Annotated in this window: 18 protein-coding genes; 10 read left to right on the forward strand and 8 right to left on the reverse strand. The window is 58.8% G+C overall.

Annotated elements, in window-relative coordinates; all coding sequences use genetic code 11:
• Nucleotides 1-20: 20 nt before the first annotated feature.
• Nucleotides 21-335 (reverse strand): type II toxin-antitoxin system RelE family toxin, encoded by a 315-nt coding sequence (locus ACQKEK_RS01720; protein WP_499140880.1) that lies wholly within the window; start codon nucleotides 333-335, stop codon nucleotides 21-23.
• Entirely contained in the window at nucleotides 301-573 is a 273-nt protein-coding gene (locus ACQKEK_RS01725; RefSeq protein ID WP_499140881.1) for a type II toxin-antitoxin system Phd/YefM family antitoxin, read from the reverse strand. The genes ACQKEK_RS01720 and ACQKEK_RS01725 overlap by 35 nt, the downstream gene beginning before the upstream one ends.
• A 593-nt stretch (nucleotides 574-1,166) precedes the next feature.
• Here ACQKEK_RS01725 and ACQKEK_RS01730 point away from each other — a divergent pair.
• Complete coding sequence (locus ACQKEK_RS01730; protein ID WP_499140882.1) at nucleotides 1,167-3,371, forward strand: OsmC domain/YcaO domain-containing protein; 2,205 nt, start codon at nucleotides 1,167-1,169, stop codon at nucleotides 3,369-3,371.
• A gap of 80 nt (nucleotides 3,372-3,451) precedes the next feature.
• Here ACQKEK_RS01730 and ACQKEK_RS01735 read toward each other — a convergent pair whose 3' ends face one another.
• Both ACQKEK_RS01735 and ACQKEK_RS01740 read right to left on the reverse strand, forming a co-directional pair.
• Complete coding sequence (locus tag ACQKEK_RS01735) at nucleotides 3,452-4,693, reverse strand: polysaccharide pyruvyl transferase family protein (protein WP_128119504.1); 1,242 nt, start codon at nucleotides 4,691-4,693, stop codon at nucleotides 3,452-3,454.
• A complete protein-coding gene (locus ACQKEK_RS01740; protein WP_128119503.1) occupies nucleotides 4,690-5,961 on the reverse strand; it encodes an oligosaccharide flippase family protein in 1,272 nt (423 codons plus the stop codon). Before ACQKEK_RS01740 ends, ACQKEK_RS01735 begins: the two co-directional genes overlap by 4 nt.
• A 320-nt stretch (nucleotides 5,962-6,281) precedes the next feature.
• On the opposite strand from ACQKEK_RS01740, the gene ACQKEK_RS01745 reads away from it, so the two are divergent.
• The 5 genes from ACQKEK_RS01745 (at nucleotide 6,282) to ACQKEK_RS01765 (ending at nucleotide 10,474) form a co-directional block, all read left to right on the forward strand.
• Complete coding sequence (locus ACQKEK_RS01745; protein WP_499140883.1) at nucleotides 6,282-7,151, forward strand: YihY/virulence factor BrkB family protein; 870 nt, start codon at nucleotides 6,282-6,284, stop codon at nucleotides 7,149-7,151.
• Between the two features lie 179 nt (nucleotides 7,152-7,330).
• Entirely contained in the window at nucleotides 7,331-8,446 is a 1,116-nt protein-coding gene (gene gpgS, locus ACQKEK_RS01750; protein WP_128119501.1) for an N-acetylglucosaminyl phosphatidylglycerol synthase, read from the forward strand.
• Nucleotides 8,439-9,203 carry an N-acetylglucosaminyl phosphatidylglycerol deacetylase gene (gpgD, locus tag ACQKEK_RS01755; protein ID WP_499140884.1) on the forward strand — a complete coding sequence of 255 codons (765 nt, stop codon included), beginning with the start codon at nucleotides 8,439-8,441 and terminating at the stop codon, nucleotides 9,201-9,203. The genes gpgS and gpgD overlap by 8 nt, the downstream gene beginning before the upstream one ends.
• Entirely contained in the window at nucleotides 9,200-10,192 is a 993-nt protein-coding gene (gene gpgF / locus ACQKEK_RS01760) for a glucosaminyl phosphatidylglycerol flippase (protein ID WP_499140885.1), read from the forward strand. Before gpgD ends, gpgF begins: the two co-directional genes overlap by 4 nt.
• A gap of 90 nt (nucleotides 10,193-10,282) precedes the next feature.
• Nucleotides 10,283-10,474 (forward strand): CsbD family protein, encoded by a 192-nt coding sequence (locus ACQKEK_RS01765; protein ID WP_045429079.1) that lies wholly within the window; start codon nucleotides 10,283-10,285, stop codon nucleotides 10,472-10,474.
• Nucleotides 10,475-10,528: 54 nt separating this feature from the next.
• On the opposite strand, the gene fdxA is transcribed toward ACQKEK_RS01765, so the two are convergent.
• Nucleotides 10,529-10,852, reverse strand: a complete 324-nt coding sequence (gene fdxA, locus ACQKEK_RS01770; protein ID WP_342405241.1) for a ferredoxin FdxA — start codon at nucleotides 10,850-10,852, stop codon at nucleotides 10,529-10,531.
• Nucleotides 10,853-10,984: 132 nt separating this feature from the next.
• Entirely contained in the window at nucleotides 10,985-13,555 is a 2,571-nt protein-coding gene (mutS, locus tag ACQKEK_RS01775; protein ID WP_499141331.1) for a DNA mismatch repair protein MutS, read from the reverse strand.
• Nucleotides 13,556-13,790: 235 nt separating this feature from the next.
• On the opposite strand from mutS, the gene ACQKEK_RS01780 reads away from it, so the two are divergent.
• From ACQKEK_RS01780 to recX, 4 genes are all read left to right on the forward strand, one after another.
• Nucleotides 13,791-14,216, forward strand: coding sequence for a potassium channel family protein (locus tag ACQKEK_RS01780; RefSeq protein ID WP_181689969.1), 426 nt, complete (start codon nucleotides 13,791-13,793; stop codon nucleotides 14,214-14,216).
• A 92-nt stretch (nucleotides 14,217-14,308) separates the two neighbouring features.
• Nucleotides 14,309-14,809, forward strand: coding sequence for a CinA family protein (locus ACQKEK_RS01785; RefSeq protein WP_128119498.1), 501 nt, complete (start codon nucleotides 14,309-14,311; stop codon nucleotides 14,807-14,809).
• Between the two features lie 84 nt (nucleotides 14,810-14,893).
• Nucleotides 14,894-15,937 (forward strand): recombinase RecA, encoded by a 1,044-nt coding sequence (gene recA / locus ACQKEK_RS01790; protein ID WP_499140886.1) that lies wholly within the window; start codon nucleotides 14,894-14,896, stop codon nucleotides 15,935-15,937.
• Nucleotides 15,938-15,942: 5 nt separating this feature from the next.
• Complete coding sequence (recX, locus tag ACQKEK_RS01795) at nucleotides 15,943-16,404, forward strand: recombination regulator RecX (protein WP_127838732.1); 462 nt, start codon at nucleotides 15,943-15,945, stop codon at nucleotides 16,402-16,404.
• 69 nt (nucleotides 16,405-16,473) lie between these two features.
• Here recX and ACQKEK_RS01800 read toward each other — a convergent pair whose 3' ends face one another.
• Both ACQKEK_RS01800 and ACQKEK_RS01805 read right to left on the reverse strand, forming a co-directional pair.
• A complete protein-coding gene (locus tag ACQKEK_RS01800) occupies nucleotides 16,474-17,565 on the reverse strand; it encodes an LOG family protein (RefSeq protein ID WP_128119497.1) in 1,092 nt (363 codons plus the stop codon).
• 265 nt (nucleotides 17,566-17,830) lie between these two features.
• Nucleotides 17,831-19,231, reverse strand: coding sequence for an MBL fold metallo-hydrolase RNA specificity domain-containing protein (locus ACQKEK_RS01805; RefSeq protein ID WP_499140887.1), 1,401 nt, complete (start codon nucleotides 19,229-19,231; stop codon nucleotides 17,831-17,833).
• Nucleotides 19,232-19,338: the final 107 nt, after the last annotated feature.

Here is a 19,338-nt window from a genome sequence, read left to right on the forward strand (position 1 = left end):
GGCACACGGCTGGAGGCTGCTTACAAGCGGCTGACGGCGCTGCCATAAACCTTGCTGCGCTCTCGCTTGCCTACCGCGATCACCGTTACGACGAGTCGGCTATCGATCACTTCATAGACCAGCCGGTAGCCGATGGAGCGGAGCTTGATCTTGTAGCAGTTGGGCATGTCCCGAAGCTTGTCGGCCTCGACTCGAGGATTTTCGAGCCTTTCTTTCAGCTTCTTGGCGAACTGCAGCTGGATAGTGTTGCCCAGCTTGCCCCACTCCTTGAGCGCTTGAGTATTGAACTCCAGGGCGTACTTAGTCGGCTTCGCCGGCTTGCGCGATGAGGTCATCGATATCTACTCGTACAGTAGGTTCACCAGCGCGAGCGCGTACGATTTCAGCGAGCCGCAGGTCGTCAATCAGCTCCAGCATGGCTTCATAGCGTGCGGGCGGCACGGCATAGAAGGCTGGTTCGTTTCGATTGAGGATCACGACCGTTTCGCCGCCACCTTCGCGAATGGTGCCCATTGGGTCCTTTTTTAGTTCTGTCACCGACGCCGCAACGTCAGCCAGTACCGTGTAAGTCATCGCCATATCCACCTGTTCTCTGCTATCCGCGCTTCTAGGGTGCCTGAGTTCATATCTGTGGGCCGAACCGTCACGCTTCATTGAGCGAATATGGGTTCTCTACTGTGGGCCGAGCTATCTTGATTTAGGTCTTCGTAAGGTCATTTGTGCGAACGGGGTAAGCGCACATAGCGTAGCACTCTGAAAAGCACTCTGTAAGATGTTTTTTGATGTGCTTCGCGTTCTGGTCGGTGCACTGGTCGGGGTGTCCCAAAACAGACCGGAATCTACAGAGAGCGGCGCAGGGCGACGACGAAGGCAAGCCGGAGGCCCCTTTTTTACTGGCTTCCAGCTTTTGCGATGACAGGTGCCGATCTTTCGTAATGCGAAGGTCGGGGGTTCGACTCCTCTCACCGGCACCAATGAAATCAAAGGCTCGCAGCGATGCGGGCCTTTTCATTTTCCGGCGGTTAGGCAGCGTCGCCATGCATCGTAGCGACGTTTGAGCCGCCAGAAAGAGTGCCTGATAGCGAACTGCTTTCTCGCAAAAGAATAAGACATCTAGCCTGGAAGCCGGATAATAGCGATCAAATGTATCGTTCTGGTAATCCCGCATGGAAATCAAGGTTAATTTTCTCGACAACCTCAGGCTCGAAGCCAAGTTTGATGATTTCACGGTGGTCGCCGATCAACCGATTCGTTACAAGGGCGATGGTTCGGCACCGGGGCCTTTCGACTATTTCCTGGCTTCGTCGGCGCTATGTGCCGCGTACTTCGTAAAGTTGTATTGCCAGACGCGCAGTATCCCTACCGAAAACATTCGCCTATCGCAGAACAACATTGTCGATCCGGAGAATCGCTACAACCAGATATTCAAAATTCAGGTCGAGTTGCCTGCGGATATTTCCGATAAGGACCGCCAGGGCATCTTGCGTTCAATCGATCGCTGCACCGTCAAGAAGGTGGTGCAAACCGGGCCGGAGTTCGTCATTGAAGAGGTCGAGAACCTGGACGCCGATGCGCAGGCCTTGCTGCTGCCCGGCACAGAATCAGAGGCGCGCACCTATATAGCGGGTAAGGATCTGCCTTTGGAGCAGACGATCGCCAATATGTCCGGACTCCTGGCCGATCTTGGCATGAAGATCGAAATCGCCTCGTGGCGCAATATCGTGCCGAACGTCTGGTCGCTGCATATCCGCGATGCGCATTCGCCGATGTGTTTTACCAACGGGAAAGGCGCCACTAAGGAAAGTGCTTTAGCGTCGGCGCTAGGCGAATTTATCGAGCGGATCAACTGTAATTTCTTCTACAACGATCAGTTCTGGGGAGAAGATATTGCCAATGCTGCGTTCGTCCATTATCCGAACGAGCGTTGGTTCAAGCCTGGCCGTAAGGATGCGTTGCCGGCGGAAATACTCGATGAGTACTGCCTGGAAATATATAACCCCGACGGAGATTTGCGCGGCTCGCATTTGTACGACACCAACTCTGGCAATGTAAAGCGAGGCATCTGCGCCTTGCCTTATATCCGGCAATCGGACGGGGAGGAGGTGTATTTCCCATCCAACCTGATCGAAAATCTGTTTCTCAGCAATGGCATGAGCGCCGGCAATACGCTGGCCGAAGCTCAGGTGCAATGCCTGTCAGAAATTTTCGAGCGAGCCGTTAAACGGGAAATCCTTGAAGGAGAAATTGCGCTGCCGGATGTTCCCCAGAACGTGTTGGCAAAATTCCCCAGCATCGTAGCGGGCATCAAGGGGTTGGAAGAGCAAGGCTTCCCGGTGCTGGTCAAAGATGCCTCGCTGGGCGGGCAGTTCCCGGTGATGTGCGTCACCTTGATGAACCCTCGCACCGGTGGTGTATTTGCCTCGTTCGGCGCTCATCCGAGCTTCGAAGTTGCGCTGGAGCGCAGCCTCACGGAGTTGCTGCAAGGACGCAGTTTCGAAGGGCTCAACGATTTGCCTCAGCCAACCTTCGAAAGCAACGCGGTGACCGAGCCGAACAACTTCGTGGAACATTTCATCGATTCGAGCGGTGTGGTGTCGTGGCGCTTCTTCAGCTCCAAAGCAGACTTCGATTTCGTTGAATGGGATTTCACGGCCGATGGCGACGACGCCAATGCCCAGGAGGCCGCAACCTTGTTCGGCATCCTCGAAGAGATGGGGAAGGAAGCCTATATGGCGATCTACGAGGATCTGGGCGCAACGGCTTGCCGCATCCTTGTGCCCGGCTATTCCGAGATCTACCCGGTGGAGGATCTGATCTGGGATAACACCAACAAAGCGCTACTGTTCCGTGCGGATATCCTGAATCTGCACAGCCTGGGCGATGCCGGTTTGCAAGCACTTGTCGAGCGGCTGGAAGAAAGCGAACTGGATGACTACACCGACATCACGACATTGATCGGGATTGAGTTCGACGACAATACCGCCTGGGGTCAGCTGACCATTCTTGAGTTGAAGCTGTTGATCTATCTCGCCCTGCAGCGATTCGAAGAAGCCAAAGAGCTGGTTGAGGCCTTTCTGCAGTTCAACGACAACACCGTCGAGCGCGGCTTGTTCTACCAGGCGTTAAATGTAGTGTTGGAGGTGGAGCTGGACGAGGAGCTGCAACTTGATGATTACGAGGTCAACTTCCGCCGGATGTTTGGCGATGCTCGGATGGATGCGGTGATCGGGTCTTTGGACGGTAGCGTGCGCTTCTTCGGCTTGACGCCTACCAGCACCAAACTCGAAGGGCTTGATCGCCACCAGCGGCTCATTGACAGCTACCAGAAGCTCCACACGGCTCGAGCCAATGCGATGACTTCGGTTCGCTAGATTGTCGGCCGAGCGAAGGCTGATGGACAAAAATGCCCGCATAGTTGCGGGCTCTTTCGTGGTGCAGCGCGGCTGCTGATTCAGTTCGCGGCTACGGCTTCCGGCTTGTGCTGTTCGTTGCGGGTTTTTTCACCGCGCGCAGGGGCCGCGTCGTAGAGCTCGACCATATGGTCGAGGTTAGCCCGCACGCGGCCTTTCATGGCTTCGACCACCGCGCGCAGCTCGGCCCGCTGGCTGTCGCCGAATACGTTGATCAGGTTGGTGCCGATCTGGCTGATCTGCGGGACCTCTGCAAAGCCGCACGACTGCTTGGGAACCCAGGTTTCAAGAAAGCTCGAGAGCTTGATTACGCGCTGCGGGAGCAATGCTATTTGCGGAACGGCGTAGGCAAGCGCGGTAATCGCGCCGTGCAGGCTGGTACCGCAATAGAGCTTGCTGGTGGCGATGCAGCGAATGATGTCTTCGATGTTGCCACTGTCTACCCGGTAGGCGCGCTCGTCACCGAGCAGGCTGTGCAGCTTGTCGAGCGGTTCGTCATCCGAGTGCCCAGGCGCCTTGCCGATGGTGAGCAGCGCGATCTTCAGCCCGGTATTGACGTTGAGTTCGGTCAGTTGCTGAGCGATCGCCTCGATGCGGCGCTTGGCGTGGTGATCGGAGATATGGAAGACGATATGGCCGGGCTCGGCGGGATCGACCTGCTGCGGGAAGATATCGGATATCAGGATTGCGCTATCCGGCACCAGGTTGTGTTCGACTCCGAGCTTGTCCAGCTCAGCCGAAGTTTCCCGGTCACGTACCGACACATAGGTGCAGTCTTTGAGGTTGCGCTTGATGGCATCATGGATCAGCGGCTTCTTGCGGCTGATCTCGTTTCCACCGACGCTGTTGTACATCACCTTGTAGCCGGGCAGGTCGCGTTCGCCAAGGACGAGCGGGATGTCCGACGGAATCGAAGTGAACATTCGACTCAGGCGGATGAACGCCTTATGGCCGATCAGATAGGGGCTCGCCTTGATCGGGTAATAGATCGCCTGCGGTGCGAGGTAGCCGATGATGCTTTCCCACTGCGCCGTAAGGCACTCGCCGCCGGCCACGATGAGCATCGTTTTGGGCTGCTGACGGGTGGCATCCAGCGCTTTTTTCAACGGAACGGTGGGAAGCGCCCCGTACCGTGAAAGATTGGACTTCTTGGTCGCGGCGACTATCACGGAAAAGCGACCATCCGCTTCCAGGTAACGCTTGAGGACGATTGCAAAGAGCAGATCGCCATAGTTGTGCCGGTCATAGGCTCCGTAAGCGATTACGTTTACCCGGTCAGTCATGGCGTCGGACTCCTTTCGATGTTCTTGAACTGCACGTAGAGCAGGGTGTTTTTGATCGCCAGCGCTACGGCTGTGGCAAAGCAGGCGCCGTTGACGCCGTAGCGCGGAATGAGGATCAGGTTTAGCGCGACGTTGATCACGCAGGCCGCGATGTTGTTGTGCAAGTAACGACGGTGATTGCCAGTCATGGTCATGAAGATGCCCAGCGGGCCTGCGGCCAGGACAAAGAAATACCCGATGGCAAGGACCAGCAATGGATAGACGCCTTGCTCGCGGTACTCGGGGCCGAACACGGCAAGGATGTACTCGCGTAGCAGGCCGATGGCGAGCAGGATCATCAGCGCCAGCGCAAGCATGAAGCGCGAATACTTGCGGACAATAGCGAACGCACCAGCGCGGTCGTTCTGCGCCCAGCGTTTGGAGATGTCCGGGGCGATGGTGCCGTTGATGATGAACAGCAGCGTGGTCGAGAGCGCTGCGATCTTGGCGGCGATGTAATAGATGCTGACTTCGCTGGCCGAGCGCAGCACGCCGAGCAATAGCGTGTCGGACAGCTCGATGATGCTGTTCATCACCGCAATCAGCATCAGCGGTACACAGAGGATGAGCATCTCTCGCCAGCCCAGCACCGCTTCCGATCCTGAGCGGGGCAGGCTGCGGCGGGCGCGCCAGACTGAACCGAGGATCGCCAGTGCGAAGCTGAGCACAAAGCAGCCTACAACGGTTGTCAGATCGCTACCCGTGATAGCCACCAGCAGAAGCGTTAGCGCAGGCTGGAAGGCCGTTTGCCAGAACAGGCCTTCGCTGGTCTTGTGCTTGGCCTTCAAGGTTTCGCTGGCGATGCTCAGCAGCGACAGGCCGAGCGCGGTAACAGCGAAAAGAACCACCGCATGCGCGAAATAGGCTTGTGTGGTCTCGGAGAAATACACCACTGCCAGGCCGATCAGGAACGCGGGAATGTTCATCAGCGCGGCAAGCATCAGCGCACGGTCGAAGTAGCTTCGCTGTTGGCCTTCGTGCAGGGAAGAGATGTTCTTCAGGCAGGCGATGTCGAGGCCCAGCCGCGCCAGCAATGACAGGAATATGCCGAGGGCTACGCAAAAGAACACGGTCCCGGCAAGCTCTGGCACCAACAGGCGCGCCAATAGGACGTTCAGGCCGAGCGTAGCACCCGCGCCGCTGCCTTTGGTAACGATGAGCCTGGCGTATTTGACGAGGTCGGCTTTCATTCCTGGCTGGGGTGCGTCCGTGGCGTAGGCCGATTTCATTTACTGCTCCTGCTGTCACGAATTGCGACAAGCCATGTTGGCGTCCGGGTTGCTCTGCCGCTCAACGCGAATCCACTCAAGAGCGGTTCGCAGAACGACGATGATGCAGGCGTTCCCAGTCAGCGACCGCTAAATTGGCAACTCCATCAAGAGCGCTGTCGAGGCGGAAAGTTCCTCCATCGTCCTTACTGCCTGGCTTAATTCCTGGTTGTCGGGAGAGGGGCGGCAGGCGCTGGCGTTCTTTGGCGAACTCTTACAAAGCAGGGCCGTCCCATTTTTGACGGCTTTAGCTTTTTACGACGTGCGATAAGGGGAATGCGATGCTGGATTTGCGTGGTGTAGGTGGCTTCGAGCTGCTGAAACGCACCTTCAAGGAGTTCAGCAATGACGACATGACTACCTATGCGTCGGCCTTGGCCTACCGGGCCATCTTCTCGTTGTTTCCCTTTCTGCTGTTTCTGATTTCGCTGCTTGGTCTGCTAGATCTGCAAGAATTTTTCACCTGGCTCCGTGAGCAGGTTTCGCTGGTGTTGCCACCCGACGCCCTGAGCCTGGTCAATCCTGTCATTGACGAGATGCAGGAGAAAAAAGGTGGCTTCCTTTCCTTCGGTATTCTCGTGGCGTTGTGGTCGGCCTCGATCGGGGTGCGCTCGTTGATGAACGCGATGAACAGGGCCTACGACGTCGAAGAAGGGCGGCCAACCTGGAAGCTGATCCTCCTCTCGGTGGTATACACCATCGGCCTGGCGCTGATTCTGCTGGCTACCGCCGCACTGATGATTGTCGGCCCACAAGTCATCGAGTGGTTGGCCGATCAGGTTGGCCTGAAGGAGATCGTGGTCACCCTCTGGACTTGGCTGCGCTGGCCGGTCGTGGTGGCGCTGATGATGCTGGTGCTGGCAGTGATCTATTACGTCACGCCCGATGTCGAACAGGAGTTCCGCTTCATCACCCCAGGCTCGGTGCTTGCTGTGATCGTCTGGATTGCCGCCTCCATCGCCTTCGGCTTGTATGTACAGAACTTCGGTAACTACGACGCGACTTACGGAAGCATCGGGGCGGTCATCGTTCTTCTGCTGTACTTCTATATTTCGGCGGCAGTCCTGCTCTTCGGTGCCGAGATGAATGCCGTAATCGAACACGCCTCGGCAGAGGGTAAGGCTGAGGGCGACAAGCGAGTCAACGGCTAGCGCGCCGAAGTAACGCGGATGCGTCTGCGAACAACCGCTTAGGTCGGTGGTCCATTGATTTCATTGCAGAATCTTTCGGGCAAATGGCCCGGTTGTGGCCTCAACAACAGGCGGCTGATCACAGCTAGCTGGCCGGGCTCCGAAGGCTCTGCATCGAGACCTAACGGAGACGCTCCACTTTGCACATCGCCGACATGACCATGTTCTACGCACCCGCCAGTGGCGGGGTGCGTACTTATCTCGAGGCTAAACACCGCCGGCTGCAGCTCTATGCGGGCGTTCGCCATAGCATCCTGGTCCCAGGTGAGAGCTATAGCCACAACGCAGGCATCTATCAGATACCAGCGCCCGCACTCCCTTTCGGCAAAGGCTACCGATTTCCAGTAAGACGCGCGCCCTGGCGTAATCAGCTGCGTTCGCTGCGTCCCGACGTGATCGAGGTTGGGGATCCTTATATGACTGCCTGGGCGGCGCTGGATGCTGGCCGCAGGCTCGACGTGCCGGTAATCGGCTTTTATCACTCAGACCTTCCACTGTTGGTGAGCAACCGTATCGGTGGATGGTTGGGCACCAACATGAACGGCTATGTGTCGAGGCTTTACAGCAGCTTCGACCGGGTGCTGGCGCCAAGCCGAGTGATGGCGGAAAAGCTGGTTTCACTGGGCGTCGACAACGTCTATGTGCAGCCGTTGGGCGTTGATCTGGATACCTTTCGGCCAAGCCTGCGTGACCCGCAAGTTCGCCGGGAGCTGGGTCTCGCCGACGATGCACGACTGATGATTTTTGCCGGCCGAGGATCGCGCGAAAAGAACCTGGACGTACTGTTGGAAACCGCGCGGCGGTTGGGGGAGCCCTATCATCTGCTGCTGGTAGGGTCGGGCATGCCTCATCGGGTGCCATCCAACGTGTCGGTGATTGACCGGTTTTGCCCTGCCGCGGAGGTGGCGCGCTACATGGCCAGCAGCGACGTCCTGCTGCACGCCGGTAATCAGGAGACGTTCGGCCTGGTAGCGCTCGAAGCCATGGCCAGTGGGATACCCGTTATCGCGGCACGCGCCGGCGCATTGCCTGAACTGGTGCCGTTCCATACAGGTCGGCTATGCCGCCCGTTGGACGCCGCTGCGATGGCGCAGACCGTACGAGAGTTGTTCGAGGACGATCCGCGATTGCTCGGCATGCAAGCCCGTCAGCATGTCGAGGCGCACCATGCATGGGATGCGGTGGTCGCCGGCTTGTTGGCGCACTATCACGCGGTATTGGGCACGGCGGAATTGCCGGTCGCCGTGCATGGCTGAGCGCAGCCTGATGCTGGTGCTGCATGACGTGGCGCCAGAGACATGGCCGGACTACCGGCCTTTTGTCGAAGCGGTCGACGCACTGGGCCAAGTACCGATCTCATGGCTTGTGGTGCCGGATTTCCATCGACGCAACCGGCTCGAGGATCACGCCGATTTTCGACGTTTGCTGGATGGGCGGCTCGCTCGTGGCGATGAGTTGATCCTGCACGGTTGCTACCACGCAGATGAAGCGCCTTCGCCACGCACGCCACGTGACTGGTTCATGCGCCGCGTCTTTACCCACGAAGGCGAGTTCTACCCGCTGAGCCGCGAAGAGTCAGCCAGACGTCTACGGCGTGGTGTCGCGCTGTTCGAACGCAATCAGTGGCCGCTGCACGGTTTCGTGGCGCCTGCCTGGCTTTTGGGGCCAGGAGCTCGAGAAGCGTTGGCAGCGACTGGGCTGACTTATACCAGCGACCCGGGCCACATTTACTTACTGCCCGACTACCAAGCCATAGACGCGCCCGGCCTGGTCTGGAGTGCTCGAAGTGCATGGCGCCGCGGTATGTCACGGCTGCTCAGCGAGCGAATGCTCCAGCGGTACCAGCGGTCGCCGGTGTTGCGGCTCGGGTTGCACCCGGTGGACATGCGCCATGAGTTCTCGCGTCAGTACTGGCTGGATCTATTGACTCGGCTGTTGGCGGACGGGCGCGAACCGGTGACGAAGATAGATTGGCTTGATCGCCACGTATTGGCCTCGAGCGCCGCGGCATGAGTCGGCGTTGGTGGTTGCTGGCTGGCGCCTTGCTGATGGCCGCCCTGGTACCAATCCTGCTGGGCGGCAGCGACTTGCTCGAGCGATTACGGAGCTTTCCCCTGGGGTTGCTGCTGACGATGCTGGGCATGATCGTCGTCGGTTGGTATCTGAATGCGCTACGGCTGCGATTGCTTATAGGCCCCCGCCGGCTGGGGCAGCACCGTGCGGTGAGCATCGTGATCGCCACGGAATTCGCCATCTGTGCCACGCCCGGCGGTGCGGGTGGCCCTCTGACGATGATGGCGCTGCTGCTGCGCCATGGTGTGCCGCCTGCCAAGGGCACCGCAACCTATGCGGTCGAGCAGCTTACCGACCTGCTGTTTTTCGCCTGTGCGCTGGTGGGTGTGCTCATCTATGCGGTCACCCATTCGTTAAACACCTATATCGCCAGCCTGCTTGGCTTCAGTGCGGCACTGCTGATCGGCCTGATGGTGCTACTTGCCTTGCTTGGCCGCTTTCACCGCCAGGTATTTCTGATCAACGGCTGGCTGATCGGTCGCCTGGGTGTGAAGGGCACGCGCCAGCGTAGCTGGGCCAGAAAAGTGCTGAGTTTTCGCAACGCCTTGCTTGATTGTTTCAGGTTGCCGCGGACGGTCCTGCTGGGAGTGTTCGTCCTGACCACGCTGCATTGGATGCTGCGCTATAGCGTGCTGTACCTGACCTTGCTGGGCCTGGGCAAACCGCTTGCCTGGGCTTGGACCTTTATCCTGCAGATGCTGGCCTTGACGGCCGGTCAGCTGAGCCTGTTACCGGGCGGTGCGGGCAGTGCCGAACTGGCCTCCGCGGCCTTGCTTGCGCCGTTGGTGGGGAAATCCACGGCCGCGGCGGCCATCCTGATCTGGCGCTTCGTGACCTACTACTTCTATTTGATCGCTGGCGCGCCGCTGTTTCTGCATCTCGCCGGTCGGCCATTGTTCGATCGCCTGGCCAAAGCGCGCAATGTTTGAACGGCTTTGATGAACCGTTCCTCGGAGAAACGAAACTATTGCCGAAGCGGTTCTGTCAACTGAACGTACCCAAGCAGAGAGGAATGTGCCATGAGCAGTACTGGAGACAAAATGAAAGGCAACCTCAACGAAGCCGCGGGCAAGGCCAAACAGGGTCTGGGCGAGGCTACTGATAACGAGCGCATGAAAGGCGAAGGCCAGCGTCAGGAAGTCAAAGGCGACGCTCAGCAAGTCAAGGGCGAAGCCAAAGACACTGTGAAGAAGGGCGTTGATCGCGCCTGACTGCTGCGACATGAAAAAAGCCCGCATCACGCGGGCTTTTTTCGTTTCTGGCGCTTAGCGCTCCAGGTACTGCAGCTTGTCCTTTACGCCGTCCCACTCTTCAGCATCGGGCAGCGAGTCCTTTTTCTCTGTGATGTTCGGCCAGACTTCCGCCAGGTCGGCGTTCAGCTGGATGTACTCCTGCTGATCATCTGGCACTTCATCTTCGGAGAAGATCGCCTGGGCAGGGCACTCCGGCTCGCAGAGCGCGCAGTCAATGCACTCGTCCGGATGAATGACCAGGAAGTTCGGGCCTTCGTAGAAGCAGTCCACCGGACAGACTTCCACACAGTCGGTGTATTTGCACTTGATGCAGTTGTCGGTGACGACGAAGGTCATTTCTAGCTATCTCCTCGGGCGTGTCAGGTGGCGTTGCAATGACGCCCCCGTTCGGCAGGACTATGACGGCATCAGGCAAATGCCGCCTATATCCAAAAAATGCGCGCGATTCTAGCAGCTTTTTTGCAGCCGTCAGACACGCGCTTTCAGGTTGTATAGCAGGTCCAGCGCCTGGCGCGGGCTCATATCATCGGGATTGATCCGACTCAATTCTTCGACTACCGGGTGTGGCAGGCTTGCAAACAGGTCGCTCTGCTGAGGTGGCGCAGGCTGGCCGGGGGTTATCTTGGGCGTTTCGTGGGGCAGGCTGGTGGTTTCCAGCCGCGACAGATGGTCGCGTGCGCGCTGGATCACTTCGCCAGGCACACCGGCTAACTGTGCCACGGCCAAGCCATAACTCTGGCTCGCCGGTCCCGGCAAGACATGGTGAAGGAAGACGATGCGTTCGTTGTGCTCGGTGGCCGACAGGTGCACGTTGGCCACCACCGGCTGGCTTTCCGGCAGCACGGTGAGTTCGAAGTAGTGCGTCGCGAAAAGGGTATAGGCGCGCAGCTTGGCCAGGTGTTCGGCCGCTGCCCAGGCCAGTGACAAGCCATCGAAGGTACTGGTGCCGCGCCCGACTTCGTCCATCAGCACCAGGCTGCGGTCGCTGGCGTTATGCAGGATGTTGGCCGTCTCGCTCATTTCGACCATGAAGGTCGAGCGGCCGCCGGCCAGATCATCTGACGAGCCGATGCGGGTAAAGATGCGATCGACCAGAGACAGTTCGCAGGCTTTGGCTGGCACGAAACTGCCGATTTGCGCCAGCAGTACGATCAGCGCCGTTTGGCGCATGTAAGTTGACTTACCGCCCATGTTCGGGCCGGTGATCACCAGCATGCGGGTTTCGTCATCAAGGTTGAGGTCGTTGGCGACGAAGGGCGTCTGCAACACCTGTTCAACCACAGGATGACGGCCCTGTTCGATCTGCAGGCAGGGATGCTCGACGAAACGCGGACGGTTGAGGTCGAGCGTCAGGGCGCGTTCGGCCAGGTTGCTGAGCACGTCGAGTTCGGCCAGTGCCGCGGCGCTATCCTGCAGGGGTGCAAGATGACCGATGAGCAACTCCAGCAGTTCTTCATAGAGCAGCTTTTCGCGCGCCAGTGCTCGGCTCTTGGCAGACAGCGCCTTGTCTTCGAACTCTTTGAGCTCCGGCGTGATGAAACGCTCGGCGCCCTTTAGCGTTTGCCTGCGGATGTAGTCGGCCGGCGCAGATTCCGCCTGTTTGCTGGGCAGCTCGATGAAATAGCCATGCACCCGGTTGTAGCCGACCTTGAGGTTGGCCAGCCCGGTGCGGGCTTTCTCACGAGTTTCCAGATCCATTAGGTACTGGCCGGCGTTCTCCGACAGCGATTGCAGTTCGTCCAGTTCAGCGTCATAGCCAGTCTTCAACACGCCGCCTTCGCGGATCACTGCCGGCGGGTTATCGATGATGGCCTTTGCCAACAACGCAGCGAGCTCGGGGTAGGTCCGGATGGTGGTCGCCAGCTCGGTCAGATGAGGGGCGACCAGTTCCGTCATGCCCTCCTGAAGCTGCGGCAGAGCTGCGAGCGCGTCACGCAGGCGCGCAAGATCGCGCGGCCGAGCGTTGCGCAAGCCGATTCGCGCGAGGATGCGCTCGAGATCACCGATCTCTTTCAGCTGTGGCTGGATCTGTTCGAAGCGATAATGCTCGAGCAGGCAGGTGATTGAGTCCTGGCGGGCCTCGAGCGTGCTTCGATCACGCAACGGGCGATTGAGCCAGCGGCTGAGCAGGCGGCTACCCATGGCGGTCTGGCAGCGATCGACTACTGATTGCAAGGTATTCTCGCGCCCACCGCCGAGATTAATGTCCAGTTCCAGATTGCGCCGGGTCGCGCCGTCAAGGATGACCGTCTCGTCGAGACGCTCGTGTCGAAGGCTGCGCAGATGATGCAAAGCGGTACGCTGGGTTTCCTTGGCATAGGTCAGGAGGCAGCCGGCGGCGCCGATAGCGAGCGTCAACCGCTCGCACCCAAAGCCTTTCAGATCCTGAGTCCCAAACTGTTGGCAGAGGCCTTTGAAGCCACTGTCGCGGTCGAAATCCCAAGGCGCTCGCCGGCGTACGCCGCGGCGCTTCTCGACTGGCAACTGGGTAGGCCAGTCGTCCGGGATCATCAGTTCAGCTGGGTTCAGGCGTTCTACCTCAGCCAGTAGCGTTTCCCAGCCGCCAAACTCCTGCACGCTGAATCGGCCGCTGGTGATGTCCAGCACTGACAGGCCGAACAGCTTCTCGTCGCCCACCACCGCTGCCAGGAGATTATCTCGGTGCTCGTCGAGCAGAGCTTCATCACTCACCGTGCCGGGGGTGATGATTCGCACCACCTGTCGCTCCACCGGGCCCTTGCTGGTCGCAGGGTCGCCGATCTGTTCGCAGATCACTACAGACTCGCCAAGCTTCACCAGGCGGCTGAGATAGCCCTCGGCGGAGTGAAACGGGATGCCCGCCATGGGTATCGCGTTACCACCGGACTGACCGCGCGCGGTCAGGGTGATGTCCAGCAGCTTGGCGGCTTTCTTGGCGTCGTCGTAGAACAGCTCGTAAAAGTCGCCCATGCGGTAGAACATCAGCTGGTCAGGATGCTCGCGTTTGAGCTTCCAGTACTGCTGCATCATGGGCGTGTGATGGGACAGGTCTTGTGACATATAGCTCGACTTGGTGCGATGTGCAGGTAACAGAGCAGACACGGCTGGGTCCCGTTTAGGTAACGGCCGTTGCTGGCCCTGTGCGCAGGATGAAATAAACCGGGAAGGTTATCATGGCCCGTACCAGGTGCGATGGGGCAACCTGCCGAGCTGATACCTGAGATGCCACGCATCGGTTTGAATGTTTGGGATTGCTATGTCTGCATTAGAACAGGCGTCGAATGCATCGACGAATTTGCTCCTCGTTACGCTGGTCAACGTAATTGTCGTCGCGGTGGTCGTGGCGGTTCACTACGAGTTTCTGTCGCGGCTGTCTGCAAGCAGGCCGAGCCCACATTTCCATCATCGCGTAGGAATCGTGTTTGGCGTGTTCGGTGCGTTGACGGCACATGCGGTAGAGGTCTGGGTGTTTGCCGTTGCCTACTATCTCATGCATCACTCGCCCGGCTGGGGAACGCTGGCTGGTGAGTTCAGCGGCAGCCTGCTGGACTGTGCCTATTTCTCTTTCACGACATTTACGACCGTTGGCTTTGGCGACATCCATCCCGTCGGCGCCATTCGATTCCTGACGGGCATCGAGGCACTGACGGGATTGGTATTGATCACATGGACCGCCTCGTTTCTGTTTCTCGAAATGCAGCGCCACTGGACTGTCCGGTGAGTGCTTACAGCAGAGGGCGTTTGGCATCGCGTGGCTGACCGTCAGAACGTGCGCTGCTAAGGTAGCCTTTGATATCGGCATCAGGAGCTTTCATGTTCACTTTGACCGAACTCGCGGCCCAGCTGGGCCATGCGCTCCAGCAAAAGTCGGCGCAAGTGACCACAGCCGAGTCCTGCACCGGTGGAGGTATTGCCGAGGCCATTACCCGCGTTGCCGGCAGCTCGGCCTGGTTCGAGGCTGGCTTCGTCACCTATTCCAACCGTCAGAAAACCTCTCAGCTGCGCGTGCCGGAACATCTATTTTCCGAAGTGGGTGCAGTGAGCCGTGAAGTCGTCGAAGCGATGACCCGCGGGGCCCAGGCTGCCAGCGGGGCGCGCTACGCTGTGGCTGTCAGCGGCGTAGCGGGGCCGGGCGGCGGTTCGCCAGAAAAGCCGGTCGGTACGGTGTGGCTGGCCTGGGCCTGCGACGATGAACGGTACTCAAGGCGTTTTCTGTTCGACGGCGACCGGCAGGCCGTTCGTGAACAGAGTGTGAAGGCGGCGCTCGTCGGATTGATCCGCCTGGCGACTGGAGAAAATCCGATTGAGGGCTAGGCGCTCGTTTTTGCCTATGCTCTAATACTGTCTACTTATACAGTTGTTGTGGCCTCTGGCCCTCTTGATCAAGTGAGGATTGTAATGGACGAGAACAAGAAGCGCGCCTTGGCTGCTGCCTTGGGCCAGATCGAAAAGCAGTTCGGTAAAGGCGCGGTCATGCGGATGGGCGACCATGATCGCCAGGCTATTCCCTCTATTTCCACCGGTTCGCTGGGCCTGGACATCGCGCTTGGCATTGGCGGATTGCCTAGAGGGCGAATCGTTGAAATCTACGGCCCGGAATCTTCGGGTAAGACCACTCTGACCCTGTCCGTTATCGCGGAAGCACAAATGATGGGCGCCACTTGCGCCTTCGTCGACGCCGAACACGCGCTGGATCCCGATTACGCTGGCAAGCTCGGCGTCAATGTCGACGACCTGCTGGTTTCCCAGCCGGATACCGGTGAGCAAGCTCTGGAAATCACCGACATGCTGGTGCGCTCCAATGCGGTCGACGTAATCATCGTCGACTCCGTGGCCGCGCTGGTGCCCAAGGCCGAAATCGAAGGCGAGATGGGCGATACCCATGTCGGCCTGCAAGCACGTCTGATGTCTCAGGCGCTGCGCAAGATCACCGGTAACATCAAGAACGCCAATTGCCTGGTTATCTTCATCAACCAGATCCGCATGAAGATCGGCGTGATGTTCGGCAGCCCGGAAACCACCACCGGCGGTAACGCGCTGAAGTTCTACGCTTCGGTTCGTCTCGACATCCGTCGTACTGGCGCGGTGAAAGAAGGGGACGAAGTGGTTGGTAGCGAAACGCGGGTCAAGGTGGTCAAGAACAAGGTGGCGCCACCGTTCCGTCAGGCTGAGTTCCAGATCCTTTATGGCAAGGGCATCTACCGCAATGGCGAGGTCATTGACCTTGGCGTGCAGCAGGGTCTGGTCGAGAAGTCCGGCGCCTGGTATGCCTACAAGGGCAACAAGATCGGTCAAGGCAAGGCTAATGCGGCCAAGTTCCTTGAAGAGAACGTGGAGATCGGTCGCGAGATCGAACAGCAGATTCGCGACAAGTTGCTAGTGGTTGCGCCTGATACCAAGGCCAATCCGGTCGGCGAAAATCTGGTCGAAGCCGACGCCTAATCGGTATGCCGGTCGTGCTCGACAGCCCCGCCGCTGTGCGGCGGGCAGCCATGGATCTACTGGCCCGGCGTGAGCATGGGCGCATCGAGCTGAGTCGCAAATTGCGCTTACGCGGTGCGCCAGCTGAACTCATCGAGCCTGCGCTGGAAAGGTTGGCCGATGAGGGATTGCTTAGCGAAGCTCGTTATCTGGAGAGTTTCGTGCGCATGCGAGCCAACGCCGGGTACGGTCCATTGCGCATACGTGAAGAGCTGACCCAGCGAGGGCTGGCTCGAGAGGATATCGAGCAGGCATTACGCGACAGTGGCTTCGATTGGAATGCGCAACTGCATGAAGTGTGGTTGCGAAAGTTCGGTGAGTTGCCGGGCGATCAGCGGGAAAGGGCTCGTCAGGGCCGGTTTCTCAGCTACCGTGGCTATCCGCTGGACTTGATCGGGCGCCTCCTGCGAGGCGCTTCGCTCGACTGATCCGGACTCACATAGCGTTTCTCCCTTACTACGGCCTCGTCCGTTTGCAAATCTTGTTTTCGCACCGCTTCAATCTTCGGCACCCAATGGCGACGCCCAGTGTTCCCTCGCATTGATGAAGTCGGTCAGTTCCCGTAGCCGGCCGTGATCCCGGCCGTTGAAAACAAAGCTCAGCCTGGGTAAAGGCTGCAGTTCCGGCTCGTCCAGCTCCATTTCACAGCACGCTTGCTGCTCGAAGCGACCTTTGAGACAGAGGTCGGCGAAATGTTCATTCATGTAGGTCACCGCGGCATCGCTCAGCACATGATTCATGCGCATGACGAAGCGATCCTGCAACCATCGGCTCGAGTGGAAGTTGCTGTAGAAGTGATCAATTTCTTCGGCAGCGTCTTCGGCATTGTCCACGAGGCGCATTAAACGCATGTCGGTCGGCAGAATGTAACGATTGCCCTCAAGCTGGCGACGCATAAAGTCCAGCGCATCTTTCCAGAACGTGCCGCCGGGTTCATCCAGCAGGACGATTGGCACCAGCGGGCTCTTACCCGTCTGGACCAGAGTAAGCACTTCCAGGGTCTCGTCCAGCGTGCCGAAACCACCGGGACACAGTACCAACGCATCCGCCTCCTTGATAAAGAACAGCTTGCGCACGAAGAAGAAGTGAAAGGACAGCAGGTGGTCGGTGCCATCTACCGTCGGGTTGGCATGCTGCTCAAACGGCAGCGTGATGTTAAGGCCGAGGCTGTTATCCATGCCTGCGCCTTCATGGGCAGCCGCCATAATGCCGCCACCGGCCCCGGTAATAACCATCAACTCGTAGCGTGCAAGCGTCGCGCCGAGCTCCCGGGCAAGTGCGTACAGCGGGTGCTCGACGGGGGTGCGTGCAGAGCCGAAAACAGTCACCTTGCGGCGACGCTTGAACTGGTCGAGGCGGCTGAACGCATGCTCCATTTCGCGCATGGTCTGAAGCAGAATCTTTGCATCCCAACGGCTTCGATCGGCTTGTGCCATGCGCATGACGGTGACCAGCATTTCCCGATACAGCAGCAGGTTCTGGCTGCTGGATGGGACTACCAAGGCAACCAGTTCATCGATTTTCTTCGACAGTTCGGCGCCACTGGTTTTGAAATGCCGCGACAGGTAATCGTCCGATTCGAAAGGCATACGAGGTCTCCTTGAGAAAGCTTCGGCGCTGCTCAGCCGCCATGCAGGGGCGGCGCCTCCCATGTGCGCATGCGTGCAAAAGACCGCCAAAATTTGGCCTGGGTGACGCCTGACATCCGGCTTACTGGGGCCAATCGTTCTATGCCTAACAATAGCCCAGCGCGAAGGCGCTAATGCTGGTCCCTACGCTCAGTGAGCAAAAGACCATCATCATACGTGCAGCTTTTAGGTGAGCCGCAGGGTTGGGCTGCGGCTGTGCCGGTCATCAGAGGGCGATGCGGTCGCCTGGTTCCGGAATGTTGGCTTGCCAGTCGAGACGATCACGCAGTGCCTCCTGCAAGGCATGCATCTTGTCTAGCTCCCCATGCACGAGATAGAGCTCCGGACGCGTCTTGAATTGGCTCGCCCATTCAATCAGCTGTGATTGTCCGGCATGCGCTGAAAAACCGCCCAAGGTATGAACCTGAGCTTTCACCGCTATGCGCTGGTGCATCAGCTTGACGGTCTTGGCTCCATCGACGATGGCGCGACCGAGTGTGCCGCTCGCTTGGAAGCCTGGAATGATCAAGTGGCATTCTTCACGCCAGAGGTTGTGCTTGAAGTGATGAAGAATGCGCCCGCCATTACACATGCCGCTGCCCGCGATAATGATCGCGCCACTTTTGAAACGGTTGATGGCCATTGACTCTTCGGCTGTCGGCGTCGCCCTGAATATCGGCAGCCATGTTTCGATACGCTGCCGGCTGTCGTCGCCAGGTATGCCGGGCTGTATCTCCAGTTGCTCTTGGAACAGTGAGTAAATCGCGTTCGCGCCGATGGCCATTGGGCTGTCCAGAAAGACCACTTGCTGAGGTACACGGCCTTGGTGGTAGAGGAGGCCGAGGTAATAGATCAAGTCTTGCGTGCGGCCGACCGCGAAAGACGGCATGAGTACGTTTCCACCGTCGCGGTGGGCCTGCTGAAGGATCTCGGCCAGCTCCTCGATGGTGGCCTGGTGATCACGGTGGTCGCGATCACCATAGGTAGATTCCATCAGCAGTACGTCGGCTTCGCTCAATGGCGTCGGTGCGTGCATCAGTGGTGAACAGGCATTGCCCAGATCGCCAGAAAAGACCAGTCGGCGGGTGGAGCCGAAATCTTCAACGTCGACCTGAACGATGGCTGACCCAAGGATGTGCCCCGCATCGAAGAAGTTCACAGAAACCCCCGGTGCTGCTTCGAACGCTTCGCCATAGGCATGAGGCTGACGTTGCGTCAGCATGCGTTCGGTGTCGACCCGGGTGTAGAGGGGCTTGATGGCTGGCTTGCCCAAACGCGCCCGCCACCGGTTTTCCCACTCGGCGTCCTTTTCCTGAATGTTCGCAGAGTCGAGCAGCATCAGCTCGACCAGCTTGCCGGTCGCTTCGGTGACATGGATTGGCCCTTTGAATCCTGCTGCCACTAGCTTCGGTAGCAAGCCGCTATGATCGATGTGCGCGTGCGACAGCACCACGGCATCCAGGGTTTGAGGATCGAAGCTGAAACCCGCTCGGTTGCCTGCTTCCTCTTCGCGCCGCCCTTGGCGCATGCCGCAGTCGAGAAGCACGCGAACGCCTCCATGAGTTTCGATCAGGTAGCAGGATCCGGTGACCTGTTGGATGGCGCCGAGAAAGCTGAGCAAAGCCATGAGAAGCTCCTGTCTGTACGGTTGCGCCAAGCATGCCCGCTATACCGGCGGCTCATCTTGATGCATATCAGAGAGAGCGCCCCGGACGCTGACTAGACTATCGCCAA

The sequence above is a fragment of the Pseudomonas sp. NPDC077408 genome (genome assembly GCF_050269105.1).
Taxonomy (GTDB): domain Bacteria; phylum Pseudomonadota; class Gammaproteobacteria; order Pseudomonadales; family Pseudomonadaceae; genus Stutzerimonas.